This window comes from Streptococcus mitis (assembly GCF_002096855.1).
Taxonomy (GTDB): Bacteria; Bacillota; Bacilli; order Lactobacillales; family Streptococcaceae; genus Streptococcus; species Streptococcus mitis_Y.
In genome coordinates, this window is record NZ_NCVH01000033.1 from 202,820 (window position 1) to 219,344 (window position 16,525).

16 protein-coding genes are annotated in these 16,525 nt (G+C 39.5%); 11 read left to right on the forward strand and 5 right to left on the reverse strand.

The annotated features are described in order from the left end of the window. Window positions 1-73: 73 nt before the first annotated feature. From B7698_RS09250 to B7698_RS09260, 3 genes are all read left to right on the forward strand, one after another. Window positions 74-3,151 (forward strand): type III restriction-modification system endonuclease, encoded by a 3,078-nt coding sequence (locus B7698_RS09250; protein WP_084865445.1) that lies wholly within the window; start codon window positions 74-76, stop codon window positions 3,149-3,151. Window positions 3,152-3,164: 13 nt separating this feature from the next. Beyond that, window positions 3,165-3,617 carry a CFI-box-CTERM domain-containing protein gene (locus B7698_RS09255; RefSeq protein ID WP_084865447.1) on the forward strand — a complete coding sequence of 151 codons (453 nt, stop codon included), beginning with the start codon at window positions 3,165-3,167 and terminating at the stop codon, window positions 3,615-3,617. A 290-nt stretch (window positions 3,618-3,907) separates the two neighbouring features. Next, the gene (locus B7698_RS09260; protein WP_239822597.1) at window positions 3,908-4,123 is read left to right on the forward strand and encodes a hypothetical protein; all 216 of its coding nucleotides are present in this window, start codon (window positions 3,908-3,910) and stop codon (window positions 4,121-4,123) included. A 9-nt stretch (window positions 4,124-4,132) separates the two neighbouring features. On the opposite strand, the gene B7698_RS09265 is transcribed toward B7698_RS09260, so the two are convergent. After that, window positions 4,133-5,472 (reverse strand): IS3 family transposase gene (locus B7698_RS09265; RefSeq protein WP_142358061.1). Its coding sequence is split into 2 segments (ribosomal slippage): window positions 4,133-5,031 and window positions 5,031-5,472, totalling 1,341 coding nucleotides; the frame shifts between segments, so codons are not numbered across the junction. A gap of 210 nt (window positions 5,473-5,682) precedes the next feature. Here B7698_RS09265 and B7698_RS09275 point away from each other — a divergent pair. Continuing rightward, window positions 5,683-6,030, forward strand: a complete 348-nt coding sequence (locus B7698_RS09275) for a hypothetical protein (protein WP_239822598.1) — start codon at window positions 5,683-5,685, stop codon at window positions 6,028-6,030. 92 nt (window positions 6,031-6,122) lie between these two features. On the opposite strand, the gene B7698_RS09280 is transcribed toward B7698_RS09275, so the two are convergent. Both B7698_RS09280 and rsmG read right to left on the reverse strand, forming a co-directional pair. Next, window positions 6,123-7,406 carry a uracil-xanthine permease family protein gene (locus tag B7698_RS09280; RefSeq protein WP_031237775.1) on the reverse strand — a complete coding sequence of 428 codons (1,284 nt, stop codon included), beginning with the start codon at window positions 7,404-7,406 and terminating at the stop codon, window positions 6,123-6,125. A gap of 204 nt (window positions 7,407-7,610) precedes the next feature. After that, window positions 7,611-8,324 carry a 16S rRNA (guanine(527)-N(7))-methyltransferase RsmG gene (rsmG, locus tag B7698_RS09285; protein ID WP_084865449.1) on the reverse strand — a complete coding sequence of 238 codons (714 nt, stop codon included), beginning with the start codon at window positions 8,322-8,324 and terminating at the stop codon, window positions 7,611-7,613. Window positions 8,325-8,417: 93 nt separating this feature from the next. Here rsmG and B7698_RS09290 point away from each other — a divergent pair, with 93 nt between their 5' ends. Beyond that, entirely contained in the window at window positions 8,418-8,978 is a 561-nt protein-coding gene (locus B7698_RS09290; protein ID WP_000219822.1) for a LemA family protein, read from the forward strand. Window position 8,979: 1 nt separating this feature from the next. Next, the gene (htpX, locus tag B7698_RS09295; protein ID WP_084865450.1) at window positions 8,980-9,879 is read left to right on the forward strand and encodes a zinc metalloprotease HtpX; all 900 of its coding nucleotides are present in this window, start codon (window positions 8,980-8,982) and stop codon (window positions 9,877-9,879) included. Between the two features lie 44 nt (window positions 9,880-9,923). Here the strand turns inward: htpX and B7698_RS09300 are convergent, their stop codons facing one another. Next, window positions 9,924-11,483: an ATP-binding cassette domain-containing protein gene (locus B7698_RS09300; RefSeq protein WP_084865452.1), complete on the reverse strand. Its 1,560-nt coding sequence runs from the start codon at window positions 11,481-11,483 to the stop codon at window positions 9,924-9,926. A 389-nt stretch (window positions 11,484-11,872) separates the two neighbouring features. After that, window positions 11,873-12,202: a helicase BlpT gene (locus tag B7698_RS09310; protein WP_084865454.1), complete on the reverse strand. Its 330-nt coding sequence runs from the start codon at window positions 12,200-12,202 to the stop codon at window positions 11,873-11,875. 168 nt (window positions 12,203-12,370) lie between these two features. On the opposite strand from B7698_RS09310, the gene B7698_RS09315 reads away from it, so the two are divergent. The 5 genes from B7698_RS09315 (at window position 12,371) to B7698_RS09335 (ending at window position 16,345) form a co-directional block, all read left to right on the forward strand. After that, a complete protein-coding gene (locus tag B7698_RS09315; protein ID WP_084865456.1) occupies window positions 12,371-12,913 on the forward strand; it encodes a YceD family protein in 543 nt (180 codons plus the stop codon). Continuing rightward, the gene (gene nth, locus B7698_RS09320) at window positions 12,913-13,542 is read left to right on the forward strand and encodes an endonuclease III (protein WP_033681985.1); all 630 of its coding nucleotides are present in this window, start codon (window positions 12,913-12,915) and stop codon (window positions 13,540-13,542) included. Before B7698_RS09315 ends, nth begins: the two co-directional genes overlap by 1 nt. Window positions 13,543-13,752: 210 nt before the next feature. Next, window positions 13,753-14,274 (forward strand): bifunctional pyr operon transcriptional regulator/uracil phosphoribosyltransferase PyrR, encoded by a 522-nt coding sequence (gene pyrR, locus B7698_RS09325; RefSeq protein WP_000644747.1) that lies wholly within the window; start codon window positions 13,753-13,755, stop codon window positions 14,272-14,274. A gap of 18 nt (window positions 14,275-14,292) precedes the next feature. Beyond that, on the forward strand, window positions 14,293-15,216 hold the full coding sequence (locus B7698_RS09330) for an aspartate carbamoyltransferase catalytic subunit (RefSeq protein WP_084865458.1): 924 nt from the start codon (window positions 14,293-14,295) through the stop codon (window positions 15,214-15,216). A 49-nt stretch (window positions 15,217-15,265) separates the two neighbouring features. Continuing rightward, a complete protein-coding gene (locus B7698_RS09335; RefSeq protein ID WP_084865460.1) occupies window positions 15,266-16,345 on the forward strand; it encodes a carbamoyl phosphate synthase small subunit in 1,080 nt (359 codons plus the stop codon). Window positions 16,346-16,525 lie beyond the last annotated feature (180 nt).

Sequence of the window (16,525 nt, forward strand, 5' to 3'; positions counted from 1 at the left end):
ATTTGTAAGCAGTTAACAAAGTGTTGATTATATATAATTACTCTAAAAAGATAAGAATTTAAGAAAATAAATTATGAAACTACAATTTAAAAAACAACAATTCCAGTTGGATGCGGTGAGTGCTATTGCAGATTTATTTCAAGGGCAAGCTAAACATACTGGAGTTCAGTATATGGCGGATCCAGGTCATCTCAAGTCAGATGAGGTAGATTTGGTTTTAGATGCTTATCGCAATGCACCGATTCAATTGAGTCAAGCAAGTATACGAGAAAATGTCCATACTATGCAAACTCGCTATGGTTTGCGTCCTTCTGATAGTCTTTCTATTGATATGATTGCTGGGAGAGAAGCTTATAATTTCTCAATAGAAATGGAGACGGGAACAGGGAAAACCTACACGTATATCCGTACAATTATGGAGTTGAATAAACGTTATGGCTGGCTTAAGTTCGTCATTGTCGTTCCAAGTGTAGCCATTCGGGAAGGGGTTCTCAAGTCTCTACAAATTATGTCAAGTCACTTTCAGATGGAGTATGGGAAGCAGCCACGCTATTTTGTCTACGATTCTTCACGTTTAGGCGATTTGGATAGTTTTGCTAATTCGTCAGACCTTCAAATCATGGTCATCAACTCTCAAGCCTTTAATGCAAAAGGAAAAGATGCTCGACGGATTCATTCTGAGCAGGAAAGTTTCCGTTGGCGTCGTCCGATTGATGTATTGGCAGCTATGAATCCGATTATGATTATTGATGAGCCTCAGTCTGTTGAAGGGAAACAAACCAAGGAAAGACTAAAAGATTTCAAGCCATTGTTTACGCTACGTTATTCGGCTACCCATAAAGAAAAGCATGATATGGTTTATAGATTGGATGCCATGGATGCTTACAATCAAAAATTAGTGAAGAAGATCGCGGTTAAGGCTATTGAGCAAACTGGGACGACCGGGACACAAGGCTATCTATATCTACAAGAAATCATTCCACAAAAAACAGGAGCACCCAAAGCAAAAATTGAGTTTGAAGTAAAAATGCAGTCAGGTGTCAAAAGGAAATTGAAGGTGGTAGAAGAACCCTTTGATTTGTATGCTGAATCTGGGAATTTATCTGCTTATAAAGGAATGACCCTTAGTCACTTTGATGCAAGAGAGAACAAACTTCAAGTTGGTGTGACTCAGGAACTTCATGTCGGTGAAGTGATTGGGGAAGTGGATGAGTCGAGCATCAGAAGAATTCAAATCCGAGAGACTATAAAAAGTCATATCGAAAAGGAAAGTAAACTTTATAACCGAAGAATTAAAGTATTATCCCTATTTTTCATCGATGAAGTGGCCAAGTATAAACAATATGATGAAAATAATGATGCCTATAATGGAGAATACGCTCAGATTTTTGAAGAAGAATATCGAAATCAAGTAAACCAGTTTATCCGAACACAGGAACCAACTCCTTATCGTAGGTATTTAGAGGCTAATCTTGAGGGAAATTCAGTTCATGCTGGTTACTTTTCGGTAGATAAAGTGAAGAAGTCAGATAAGACCATTTTCGTAAATTATAAATCTGCCAGTGAAAAGAAAAGTAATCTTTCAAATGACATCGATGCCTATGACTTGATTATGAAGGACAAGGAGCGTTTGTTGAGCTTTGAAGAGCCAGTTCGTTTCCTATTTTCTCACTCAGCTCTAAAAGAGGGATGGGATAATCCTAATGTCTTTCAAATCTGTACGCTGAAGCAATCTTCAGCGGAGACTCGTAAACGTCAAGAAATTGGTCGTGGTATGCGTTTGGCAGTTGACCAAAATGGAATTCGTCAGGATTTTGAACTCTTAGGAAATGATGTTCATGAAATCAATAAACTGACAGTAATTGCAAATGAAAGTTATGATCAATTTGCTCGAAGTCTACAAGAAGAAATCAAAGAACTCTTAGCAGATCGTCCTGCAAAAGTGGATGTTGCTCTCTTTACGAATAAAGTTCTAACCAATCAAGAAGGACAAACAATACGTATTACCAAGGAACAAGCAGATTCGATTCATTTTGATTTAATTCGACAAGGCTATATAAATCGTGAAGGACAATTAACTACAGAATATTTTGCTGCAAAAGAAAATCATCAGTTACAACTGTCTGAAACGCTAGCAGGTTATGAGGATAAGCTGGTAGAGATATTGGAGAGCGTTTATCATGCAGGACAGTATGAAATTGAAAATGCCAATCATTCAGTCATTCAGTTCTCAAATGAGGTCAATCAAGAAAATATTGCCCGAAAAGAATTTTTAAATCTCTGGAAGCAAATCAATCGTAAGACGAGTTACCAAGTAGAGTTTGATGATGCGGAATTGGTAAAACATTCGGTTGACTATATCAATGAGAAATTAGTCGTTAGCAAACCAAGCTTTCATATAACTCAAGCAAGCGCTACTGAGATGAGTAAGGAAGAAGGTCTCCATTTGACAGTGGCTGAGAATGATCGCCAACAAGAATATCTAACGGATTCGCAAATTATGACCAAATATGATTTGCTAGGGGAGGTTGCTGAGCAGACTGGTTTAACTCGTAAGTTGGTTGCGGAAATATTAAGTAAAATCTATGTCTACCAATTTGACAAGTTTAAACAAAATCCAGAAGAGTTTATTCTTAAGGTTTCAAAGCTCATTAATGAACAAAAAGCAAGTCAAATTATCAAGCATATTCAGTATAATGCGTTAAATGAAGAGTATGATATGGACTTGTTTTATGACAATCCTGAAACTGCTAACAGGTCAGATGATCACTTACTTGAATCCAAAAAAGGGATTTACAATTTTGTAAAAGTTGATTCAAATACGGAGAAGACGTTTAAAGAATCTTTGGAACAATACGAGGATGTTCGTGTTTATGTGAAGTTACCAGGGAAGTTCAGTATTGCGACTCCACTTGGAAACTATAACCCTGACTGGGCAATCGCCTTCCGTGAAGGAAGTGTCAAGCATATCTATTTTGTTGCAGAAACAAAAGGCTCTATGTCTAGTCTTCAATTAAAACAAGCTGAGCAAGCAAAAATTGCCTGTGCGCGTGCTCACTTTAAAGCATTAGCACAAGCTGGATTGATTAATGACCAGCACATCTATGATGTGGTTTCTAGCTATGAGGAATTATTAAATATTGTAAGATAGGGAGGAAAAAGAAATGGAATTTGTTGTATATCGTAAGGGAAGAGAAGTAGCTGTTTTTCAACTTAGGAGTGATGCAGAGAGATATGTGCGCTCTAAAACTGGATTTTTTGGTGAACCAGATGCTTATTATCAGATTGAACAAAGAGGTTGTTACCTGACAGAAGCAGCGGTAACTTACAAGGGATTGGCAGATGACTGTGATGAATTGATGACTTTGCGAAAATTCAGGGATTCTTATCTAGCTTTTCAAGATGGTGGTCAGGAGGAAATTGAATCCTACTATAAGATGGCTCCTAAGATTGTTGCCAAATTAGAGGAACATCCAAATCGTGAGGAAATACTAGAGTCTATCTGGGCAGAACTTGTCTTACCTTGTGTTTCCTTGATTAAAGCAGGAGAGGATCAAGCTTGCCATCAATTATATAAAACATATACACTGGAACTGTCACAAAAAGTGGTCCAATAAAACGAGTAGAGTATAGGAAAAGAGTTCGGGTTCTCGCTAACTTGTATAGTGAAGAGGCCCCCTATTCTATTTAGATCCCCAATACCAAAACAAGCGTCTCAAGCTAATCGCAAACTCAACTTATATTGAAGATTTTGAGTGGTATGATGATGAGACAAAAGAAGCCAATTTCTCTAGATGGCTTGATGAAATGGTGGGGCTGCAAGGGGTTATTTTTACCCCTTGGGATTTAAGGAACTAAGAAAACTATATAAATAGTATCAACTAACACAAAAAGGAATAATAAAGAAATGAAAGAACTAAATTTTTTGAAATATGCAACTATTGTATTTATGCTTTTTATCTTCTTTTGGGTAAGCTTTGGTGGTTATATCTTAGGAACTCAAGGAAATAATGAAGTAGAAACAGAGCAACAGATAAATAAAAAGATAGAAGATAGTGGATTGAAAGCAGAAATGAAAGACGCTGAGATTTTGAGTAAGTTTGTACTGACCCCAAAAAGTTAGACAATTAATTTATCCGAAGGATTTAGTTCTGTATTGCACAGGACTGAGTCCTTTTATTTTTACCTTAATTCGTTTATTGTTGTAGTAATCAATATAGTCTACAATGGCTTGTTCCAATTGCTTAAGCGACTCAAATGACTTCTCATAACCATAAAACATCTCCGATTTCAGAATGCCAAAGAAAGATTCCATCATGCCGTTGTCTGGGCTGTTACCTTTACGTGACATGGATGCTTGAATTCCCTTACCCTCTAGAAACTGATGATAAGAATCGTGTTGATATTGCCAGCCTTGGTCACTATGGAGAATCGTATTCTCGTAGCGCTTCTCTGTGAATGCTTGTTCCAACATTGTTTTTACTTGTTCTAAGTTGGGTGAAGTTGAAAGATTATAGGCGATAATTTCGCTATTAAAGCCATCTAAAACTGGTGATAAGTAAAGCTTTTGAGCGCTTGCTGGAATGGCAAATTCTGTCACGTCCGTATAACACTTTTCCATTGTTTTAGAGCCTTCAAATTGACGTTGAATGAGATTCTCTGCCTTCTTACCCACATCTCCTTTATGAGAAGAATATTTTCGTTTCTGTCGCATTTTAGCTTGTAAATTGAGTACTTTCATCAAGCGTTGAACTCTTTTATGATTTACCAGATAACCACGATTTCTGAGTTCTAAATGAATCCGACGATATCCGTAATTTCCTTTTTGTTCGATAAAAATGGATTGAATTTCAGCTTTAAGCTCTTGGTCCTTATCTGGTTTGTCTAGCTGTTTCAAGTGATAGTAGTAGGTCGAACGAGCTAGTTTAATGGCTTTTAGAAGAATATCTAACGAAAACTCAGTCATTAATTCTTGAACAATTTCTGTCTTTCTTCTTTCTCCTTCAATCGGAGTTCTCTCAACTTTTTTAGGATGGCATTCTCCGCTCTCAGATACTCGTTTTCTGCTTGAAGTCGTTCTAACTCTGTCATCTCTTCGGGTTTCTTCTTTGGTTTACGTCCCATTTTAGATGGTCTCCCTTTTGTTTTCTCAACAATAGTATACCCGTTTTTCTTGTATTGTGCCATCCAATTTGGAAGCATACCACGATTTGGGAGAGCATATTCGAGAGAAACTCTATCTTGAGACCAGTTTTCATGTAGAACTTTATCAATCATTTCTTGTTTTAATTCAGGAGAATAGTAACGATTTTTTTCTTTTTTGACGAACTCTATTCCATAACGATCAATCAATTTAATCATGTACCTAATATTAGAATTGTTTATCCCAAATTTATTTGAAAGCTTCTCTAAGCTATATCCTTGTTTTCTAAGTTCATAGATCTGAACTTTATCATCATAAGTTAATTTCATAATAAAAGCACCCCAAAAGTTAGATTTTTTCTGTCTAACTTTTGGGGTGCAGTACAGTTTTACAATGAAAAAGGCTATTTTATAGTAGTGTACAATGGTACTACAAAAGCCCCAGAAGTCTTCCAAGTTGATTTTTCTGAATGGGAGCTTATGAGTGTGGGTGAGCTGTATTAAAACGCTGTAGGAGGCTTGTGAGAGCCTTCTAGGGGGATGTTAGAAAGAGAGATAAAAGATAACATGAAAAGAGATAATGGCGATTATAATTTGTTTAAATTTGTGGGGATTGGAGCTGTAGTGTTTTGCTTATTTATTATTATAGGGTCAAGTTTTGTAACTGTTGGGTTAGATAGTAAAGAGCCTAAAATAGCACAAATAGAAAGCGCAGTAAGTCAAGAAGGCAAGTTACGTACTAATTTAAATGATGGTACAATTTTAGGTAAATTTTGGAATAGTGAAGGGCATTTTGTCGTAGTGTATGATGAGGAAACAAAAGTTGCTAAGATTTACCCAGTGAAGGAAAAGGAATGGGTTGAGTATAGAGTAGGGGAAACATATTAAACAGTGTTAGAGGGGCTACACTCACTTCTAAGTATCAAAAAAATGAGCACTTCCGTAATTGGAAATGCTCGTTTTTTGATATGTTTAGACTCTTAGTCTTTATTTTCGTATGGCAAGATCAAGTTCAAGATGATTCCTGTCATGGCTGATAGGGCAGTACCTGAAAGGGTAACTGGACCGAGTTTAAGGATAGCTCCTCCAAGTCCAAGGACCAACATAGCACTTGCGATGATTAGGTTACGCATTTGAGCGAAATCAACACGTTCTTTAATCAAGACTTTCAAACCGTTGCTGGCGATAACCCCATAGAGAAGGATTGACATACCACCAAGTACAGCATTTGGAATAGTTGAAATCAAGGCTGTGAATTTACCAAGGAAGCTAAGAGCAATCGCGATAAAGGCAGCGTTACGGATAACTGAGACAGAAGCGATACGAGTCATACCGATAACCCCTGTATTTTCTCCGTAAGTTGTATTGGCTGGACCACCAAGGAAGGCAGAAACAGAAGTTGCGATACCGTCACCAAGAAGAGTACGGTGAAGACCTGGCTCTTTCAAGAATTGACGGCCACAGATTTGACCCAAAACAGTATGGTCTCCGATATGCTCAGAAATTGTTACGATAGCGATTGGCAAGATGGCGATGGTTTCTGGACCAAAGTAAAGATTGTACTCTTTAAAGGCACCACCAGTGCTAAATGGTAAGTAGAAACCAGGAATTTCAAACCAGTTAGCTTTAAGAACGGGTGTAAAGTCTACCAAGCCAAGAGTTAGCGCAAAGAGGTAACCACCGATAATGGCAAATAGGAATGGAATGATTCGTAGGAATCCTTTTCCTTTTGTATTGATAAAGGCAGCAATCAAGAAAGTAACAACTGCTACAAGAGCATTTTTCCAATTTCCATCCGCTACAAGACCAGCGTTAGTAACAGCTGAACCTGCAAGTCCAAGACCGATAACGATGATCATAGGTCCAATGATGATTGGTGGCAAGAGTTTATCAATCCATTTTGTACCCGCAAAACGAACACTTGCAGCCACAAGGACATAGACCAAACCAGTCAAGATAACCCCTGTTTGGGCAGCAGATACATCACCACCCATTTCTTTCATAGCAAGTGACATTGCTGTGATAAAGGCAAATGAAGAACCTAGATAAACTGGAACTTTAAAACCGGTTGAAATCATGTAGATGAGTGTTCCTACACCTGAAGCAAAAAGGGCAACAGATACAGGCATTCCCAAAATCAATGGTACTAAGATGGTCGCACCAAACATGGCGAAAACGTGTTGGAAGCTAAGGAGAATTCCTTTTCCAGCTGAAGGACGTTGGTCAACGTCTAGTAACAAATCAACAGTTGATTCTTGTTTCATATAAACCTCACTTTTGGGCATCAAAAAAGAGCCCATTATTTTACAGCAATAGGCCCTCAGAGTAAGACTTCTCTAAAATCTAGACTTTAAAGAGTTTTAAATATTTCTGCGTCTTCGTCACCTCACGGGATGACATTAAAAACCTTTGCTTGTGATAGTATAGCAGAAATTACGAACTTTGTAAATATTTTTTTACTAAAAAATTTAAAGCGGGCGTTTGTTGGGCATGCCAGCCTTTCTTGGATATTTATTTGGCGTTTCTTTTTTCTTTTCCACCACTGTGATGTAACGCGGATCTCCATTTGGTAGATCGTAGCTGAGATTGTCTTCTACTTTACTAAAAAGGAGGTTGAGGGCATTCTTAGCTTCTAACAATTCCTCTGGAGCATTGCTGGCCTTGAGTGCCAATAGTTTTCCGCCAACTTTAAGGTAGGGAATAGTTAATTCAGATAGGACTTGCATACGGGCAACCGCACGAGCCGTTACAAAATCATAGTGAGCACGGAAGTTTTTGTCTTGGGCAAAATCTTCGGCACGTCCATGGTAGAAATGAACATCGTCTAAATCCAGTTCTTGAGCCAAAAGTTGGAGGAAGTTGATGCGCTTGTTGAGAGAATCAATGATGGTCACATCTAACTGAGGATAGAGGATTTTCATTGGTAGACTAGGAAATCCTGCCCCAGCTCCAATATCAAGAAGTTTGATAGTTTCATTGGGAATCAAGCCTTGCAGAATGGGTGCAATCGAATCGTAAAAATGTTTGAGATAAACTTCTTCCTTGTCTGTAATAGCCGTCAAATTAATCTTTTCATTCCACTCGACCAAGAGCTCAAAATAACGTTCAAATTGTTTTTTTTGCTGGTCCGAAAGTGGAAGATTCTGATCGGCAAGCAGGTTGTAAAATGTTTCTGGTTTCATAGTTATTTCCTTCTTTAGTATCATCTTATTTTACCACAATCATTAAAAATTTGATATACTGGTACTAATCTAAAAGTAGAAAGGACTTATATAATGACTTGGATTATTCTTGGAGTTATCGCTCTTATTGTTATTTTTGTGATTGTTAGCTATAACGGTTTGGTTAAGAATCGTATGCAAACAAAGGAGGCTTGGAGTCAGATTGATGTTCAGTTGAAACGTCGAAACGATCTCTTGCCAAACTTGATTGAGACTGTAAAAGGTTATGCCAAATATGAAGGTTCTACCCTTGAAAAGGTGGCAGAACTACGTAACCAAGTGGCGGCAGCGACTTCACCAGCAGAAGCTATGAAAGCTAGTGATGCCCTCACTCGTCAGGTTTCAGGTATTTTTGCTGTTGCAGAAAGCTATCCAGATTTGAAAGCCAGTGCCAACTTTGTTAAATTGCAAGAGGAGTTGACAAACACAGAAAATAAAATTTCTTACTCTCGTCAACTCTACAACAGTGTTGTCAGCAACTACAATGTAAAATTAGAAACTTTCCCAAGCAATATTATCGCTGGAATGTTTGGCTTTAAAGCAGCGGATTTCCTTCAAACACCAGAAGAGGAAAAGGCAGTTCCTAAAGTTGATTTTAGCGGATTAGGTGACTAAGATGTTGTTTGATCAAATTGCGAGCAATAAACGAAAAACCTGGATTTTGTTGCTGGTATTTTTCCTACTCTTAGCTCTTGTTGGCTATGCGGTTGGTTACCTCTTTATGCGGTCTGGGTTTGGTGGTTCGGTTATTGCGCTGATTATCGGCTTTATCTATGCCTTGTCCATGATTTTTCAATCGACAGAGATTGTCATGTCCATGAATGGAGCGCGTGAGGTGGATGAACAAACGGCACCAGACCTCTACCATGTAGTAGAAGATATGGCTATGGTCGCTCAGATTCCTATGCCCCGTGTTTTCATCATTGATGATCCAGCCTTAAATGCCTTTGCGACAGGTTCAAATCCTCAAAACGCAGCGGTTGCTGCGACTTCAGGTCTCCTTGCTATCATGAATCGTGAAGAACTAGAAGCTGTTATGGGACATGAAGTCAGTCATATTCGTAATTATGATATCCGTATTTCGACTATTGCTGTTGCCCTTGCTAGTGCTATCACCATGCTTTCTAGTATGGCAGGTCGTATGATGTGGTGGGGTGGAGCAGGTCGTAGACGAAGTGATGATGACCGAGAAGGAAATGGCTTAGAAATCATTATGCTAGTGGTTTCCCTACTAGCTATTGTGCTGGCACCTCTCGCTGCAACCTTGGTGCAACTAGCTATTTCTCGTCAGAGGGAATTCCTAGCTGATGCTTCTAGTGTTGAGTTGACTCGCAATCCTCAAGGGATGATTAATGCTCTACGTAAGTTGGATAATAGTAAACCGATGAGTCGTCCTGTCGATGATGCCAGCAGTGCACTTTATATCAATGCTCCTAAGAAAGGTGGAGGGTTCCAAAAACTCTTTTATACCCACCCACCTATCTCAGAACGGATTGAACGCTTGAAACACATGTAAAAAAATCCAGAGGTGATCTCTGGATTTTTGCTATGTTCAAAAAATTATAAATCTTGTAAATCGACGACTTCCAAACCATTTTCTGTCAAACGATAGATACTCGTACAGACCTCTTTTAAGAAGCGTCTGTCATGCGAAACAGTGATCAGACCGCCGGGATATGAGGCAAAGAGTTTTCTGATTTGGGGTTGAGAAGTGGGTGAAAAGTTTCGTGTGGGTTCATCCAGAAGGAGAAAGTTTGGTTTGCGCAAGACTAAATCCAAAAGCAGGAGTTTACCCTGTTGCCCGCCAGATAAGGAGCGAATTTGATGCTGCATTTCTGGATAACTGAAATTGAGACTAGCTAGATGAGATTGGATTTTCTGTAGTTCCTCTTTTTCTCCAGTTTTGCTGAGGTAGGCTATTGGTGATAAATCCAATTGCAGTTTTTTGTGGTAATCTTGTGGCATAAAACCAAGGGAAATTTCTCTTTTATCATTCAGAAGTTGCTGTAATTTGGCTAACAGAGTCGATTTTCCAATACCATTTGGGCCGATAATACCAATTTTTTCTTGGCCACGGACAGTTAGTTGTAGCTTTTGAACCAAAACTCGGTCGCCAATGGCCAAATTTTCCTTTTCCAGTTGGATTAAGACTTTAGAAGCAGGTAATGGTTGTATATCTGAGAAGAAAAGTCTGATTTCTTCCTCTTCAAGTGGTTTTTGGGTCATGGACTGAGCTGTCTTTTCAAAGCGTTTTTCTTGAGAGAGGACATTTTTCATCTTTTTAGCCAATAGGCGACCAGCAGTACTGTCTTTAGTAGCTCGAAGCGCAGTTTCTACATTTTGCTTGACTCGTCGATGTTTTTCCATGGTTTTATTGTAGGCTCTTTGGTCGTTAGCAGCTTGCTGGCTTTGTTTGGTAAAATTAGCCTTTCTCTGCTCACTATAGCAATCATAGTCTAAATGCTCTACTAGTGTTTCCGCTTCTTTACGGTGCTTGACCAGTCGCAAGTGGACAATAGTATCAGCCGTTTCAGAAAGAAAGTCTTCATCATGGGAAATGAAAATAACAGTTTGCCTAATCTTGCGAATCTGACCTTTTAGCCAATCAACTGTTTCAAGGTCCAGGTCATTTGAAGGTTCATCTAAAAATAGAATCTCAAAGGTTTTGGCTAACTCATGGATGAGCTGAATCTTCAAAGATTCGCCCCCCGAAAGGCTCCCAATCTCTTGATCGCTAGCGAAACGGTTGCTATCAAAGTGTAACTCCTCCGCCAAACGATAAAGAATGCTGTAGTCTAAATCAATAGTATCTAAAAAGAAGTAGTCGTGTAGACTTCTCTTTTTCAGCTCCTCGGGAAGTTTTTGAGGAATGTAAGCGAGTGACTGATAGTCAGACTGGATGTCTCCCTTGATAGTGAAATCAGACAAAACTTCCCCCATTAAAGTTTTAAGTAAGGTTGATTTGCCATTTCCTTCTTCACCAATAATAGCTACCTTTTCCCCATCTTGGATGGTCATGCTTAAGTCGGCTACAAGGTCTCGTAAATCTTTGTTTTGAGTGATGGTCAGGTGATTGATTTTTATCATATTGTTGCCCTTTCTAGAATGTCCATAGTGCATAACAAAAAGCTCTACTTTACCTAGTAGAGCCAATGTCTATGTCAAAAAAAACTCTATTAATACTCTTCGAAAATCTCTTCAAACCACGTCAGCGTCGCCTTACCGTATATATGTGACTGACTTCGTCAGTCTTATCTACAACCTCAAAACAGTGTTTTGAGCAACCTGCGGCTAGCTTCCTAGTTTGCTTTTTGATTTTCATTGAGTATAAAATGCTAGAAAAAGAGCATAAAAGAGCACACAAAAAGAGACAAAAACAAGATCTACTAAATAAAGGTTCTTTATTTGATAGACTTAGTTGTTCATGTCTCCCTTACCTCCTAGTATTAGTACCTCTATCCTATACCTTTCAGGTTATTTTGTCAACAGAAAACTGACAATTCTAATCTCTAGAATCCAAAAACAGGTCCATAAAGAGTTAGTACGTGTTTGACATGCTCGTAATGGAACTTGTCATAGTTTCGCCAAGCGGTGCGTGCTTGATCATTCAGTTTTAGACTACCCAGTCCAATAAGTAGACTGGTACGTTGGTAAAATTTCTCAAGGTCGATTAAAATACTGTTGTCCAACTTTTCCGCTTTTTTGAGCTCTAGCAGAGTAGTGTTAAGCAATTCTTGCAGTCGAATATCATCTGCCGTACCCTGTTTGCAGCTTTGGAAACTTTTATTTAACTCGGATAGGAGTTGGGTTGCATTAGTAATGAGTTCTTTGTCTTCCATATGAGCATCCTCCTTGCTCTGATGTATTATTGCCTATAGTATAGCACTAAAAAATAAAAATGTCATAGTAAATATGTTAAAAAATCGAAATTTAATTACAAAGTTTGCTGTGCTGATTTGTAGCCTTTTCATGGTATAATCAAGAGAGTAAATCTTTATGGAGGAAGTATGAAATTAAATATTCAAGAAATTCGTAAGCAGCCTGAAGGCCTACACTTTGAACAAACGTTAGACCTAGCCGCAGACCTGCGTGCACGCAATCAAGAAATTTTAGATGTGAGAGATATCCTTGCGGTTGGGAAAGTACAGTACGAAGACCGTATGTATTTCTTAGATTATCAGTTGTCTTATACCATTGTTCTTGCTTCAAGTCGCAGTATGGAGCCGGTTGAGTTAGTTGAATCTTATCCAGTCACGGAAGTTTTCATGGAAGGCGCAACCAACCAACTAGATCAGGAAGTTTTAGACGATGATTTGGTCTTGCCTATCGAAAATGGAGAACTTGACCTTGCTGAGAGCGTGTCAGACAATATCCTACTAAACATTCCTATCAAGGTTTTGACGGCTGAAGAAGAGGCCGGTCAAGGATTTGTTTCAGGAAATGATTGGCAAATCATGACAGAGGAAGAATACCAAGCTCAACAAGCAGTTAAGAAAGAAGAAAACAGTCCTTTTGCTGGCCTACAAGGACTATTTGATGGAGACGAATAATGGTCTTGTCAAAAAAACGAGCACGAAAGGTGCTAGAAGAAATCATTGCTCTGTTTCCAGATGCTAAGCCTAGTCTTGATTTTACCAATCATTTTGAACTCTTGGTTGCGGTCATGTTGTCAGCTCAGACAACGGATGCAGCGGTAAATAAGGCTACACCGGGTCTCTTTGCTGCTTTTCCAACGCCACAAGCCATGTCTGTTGCGACAGAGGGTGAGATTGCTTCACACATTTCTCGCCTGGGGCTGTATCGGAATAAGGCTAAATTCCTTAAAAAATGTGCCCAACAGTTACTAGATGATTTTGATGGTCAAGTTCCTCAAACACGTGAGGAATTGGAGAGTTTGGCAGGTGTTGGTCGCAAGACAGCCAATGTTGTCATGAGTGTGGGCTTTGGAATTCCAGCCTTTGCAGTAGATACTCATGTGGAGCGTATTTGCAAACACCACGATATCGTCAAAAAATCAGCGACACCACTTGAGGTGGAAAAGCGGGTCATGGATATCTTGCCACCGGAGCAGTGGTTAGCTGCCCATCAGGCCATGATTTATTTTGGAAGAGCTATTTGTCATCCTAAAAATCCAGAGTGTGACCAGTACCCACAGTTATATGACTTTAGCAATTTATAAGATGGGGTTTCAAAAGTTTTTGCTTGATTTTAAGCATGCTTTGTGCTATAGTATTTGATAACTAAATATTCCTTTAAACCTGTCCCGTGAGGCAGGCAAGGAGCGTGATAAAGTAGAAAGGTGGAGTCTATACTGTTTGCAGTAGGGCTTACTTAGCTATACATTTCAAGTCTCCTTGTTTAAGGAGACTTTTCTTTTTGGAGGTTTGTCATGAAGGCAAAAGAAGTTGTAGACGAATTGACTGTCAAACGAGCGATTACGCGTATTACTTATGAGATTATCGAACGCAACAAAGATTTGAATAAAATCGTCTTGGCTGGTATTAAAACTCGTGGTGTATTTATCGCCCACCGAATCCAAGAACGTTTGGAGCAACTAGAAAATCTTTCAGTTCCTGTTGTGGAATTGGATACCAAACCTTTCCGTGATGATGTTAAAAGTGGAGAAGATACTTCTTTGGTTTCTGTTGATGTGACAGACCGTGAAGTTATCTTGGTGGATGATGTGCTCTATACAGGTCGTACCATCCGTGCTGCTATTGATAATATTGTAGGTCATGGTCGTCCTGCGCGCGTGAGTTTAGCTGTTCTGGTCGATCGTGGACATAGAGAATTGCCAATCCGTCCAGATTACGTTGGAAAAAACATCCCAACTAGTCGTTCTGAAGAAATCATCGTAGAGATGGCAGAACTTGATGGCCAAGACAGAGTTCTGATTACTGAAGAAGCTTAGAAAGCTAAAGGAGTAGCCATGTCAGAAAATCAACAAGCATTGAACCATGTGGTATCCATGGAAGATCTCACTGTCAATCAAGTGATGAAATTGATTAAGCGAGGAATTGAGTTTAAAAATGGAGCTCAGCTTCCTTATGAAGACCATCCGATTGTTTCCAATCTTTTCTTTGAGGATTCTACACGGACGCATAAGTCCTTTGAAGTAGCAGAGATTAAACTGGGGCTGGAACGACTTGACTTTGATGTGAAGACTAGTTCAGTTAATAAGGGTGAGACACTCTATGATACCATTTTGACTTTATCTGCTCTAGGAGTTGACGTCTGTGTGATTCGCCACCCAGAGGTTGACTACTACAGAGAGTTAATTGCAAGTCCCACGATTACGACTTCCATTATCAATGGTGGAGATGGTTCGGGCCAACACCCTAGCCAGAGCTTGCTTGATTTGATGACCATTTATGAGGAATTTGGCCACTTTGAGGGGCTTAAGGTTGCGATTGCAGGTGACTTGGACCACTCACGCGTTGCCAAATCCAATATGCAGATTTTGAAACGCTTGGGAGCTGAACTCTTTTTCGCTGGACCTGAGGAATGGAGGAGTCAAGAGTTTGCAGACTATGGACAGTTTGTAACTATTGATGAAATCATTGATCAGGTGGATGTCATGATGTTTCTCCGTGTGCAACATGAACGTCATGATAGTGGAGCTGTCTTTTCAAAAAAAGATTACCATGCCCAACATGGCTTGACTCAAGAACGTTACGATCGTTTGAAAGAAACAGCAATCCTTATGCACCCAGCTCCAGTCAATCGTGATGTAGAAATCGCAGATCACTTGGTTGAAGCACCAAAATCACGGATTGTCCAACAAATGACCAATGGTGTCTTTGTTCGAATGGCAATCTTAGAATCCGTACTGGCGAGTAGAAACGCCAACTAAAACACAAGACGTTAAAAGACGCCAGTGAGCGTCCACGAGAGGTGAAAATATGACAAAAAGACTTCTAGTATTAGAAGATGGCACAGTTTTTGAAGGCAAGGCCTTCGGAGCAGATATTGATGTAACAGGCGAAATCGTCTTTAATACAGGCATGACCGGCTACCAAGAATCCATTACAGACCAGTCTTATAATGGACAAATCTTGACCTTTACTTATCCTTTGGTGGGAAATTATGGAATTAACCGTGATGATTACGAATCCATTATTCCAACTTGTAAGGGAGTCGTTGTTTTTGAAGAAGCGCGTCGAGCTAGCAATTGGCGAAATCAAATGACCTTGGATGAATTTTTGAAAGCCAAGAAAATTCCTGGTATTTCAGGGATTGATACGCGTGCACTCACCAAGATTATCCGTAAGCATGGTACTATGCGTGCAACCTTGACCCATGTTGGGGACAGTATGGACCATGTGACGGACCAGCTCCAAGCGACAGTCTTACCGACTGACAATATCAAACAGGTTTCTACTAAAACTTCATATCCAGCTCCAGGAGTTGGTTTAAGCGTGGTGTTAGTGGACTTTGGTCTCAAGCACTCAATCCTACGTGAACTTTCTAAACGCAACTGTAACGTGACAGTTGTTCCTTATTCGACAACGGCTGAAGAAATTCTCCATCTCAATCCTGACGGAGTTATGTTGTCAAATGGTCCAGGTAACCCAGAAGACGTTCCACAAGCACTTGACATGATTCGCGGTGTGCAAGGAAAAATTCCAATTTTTGGTATTTGTATGGGACATCAACTCTTTGCTATGGCAAACGGGGCTAAGACTTACAAGATGAAGTTTGGTCACCGTGGTTTCAACCATGCGGTACGTGAAATTGCTACAGGACGTGTGGATTTTACAAGTCAAAACCATGGTTATGCAGTCAGCCGTGAGGATTTGCCAGAGCATTTGATCATTACTCACGAAGAAATCAATGACAAGTCAGTTGAAGGTGTGCGTCACAGATACCAACCTGCTTTCTCTGTTCAATACCATCCAGATGCAGCCCCTGGTCCTCATGATGCCAGCTATCTATTTGACGAGTTTATCGAGATGATGGAAGCTTTTAAACAACCAAACTAAGAACGAGTAAAAGCTCGTCGGAGAATTTATTTAATGGCAACCCGAGAGTTGCCGAATAGAAAGGCAGGTCGTTTCTTTTAGTCGCTATTAGGCGAACTAAAAACTCCCTGCACTAGATTTTTTACCGAAAAGTATCGTTTCGCTAAAAAATCGTCGGAGAATTTATTTAATGTCGCCCTG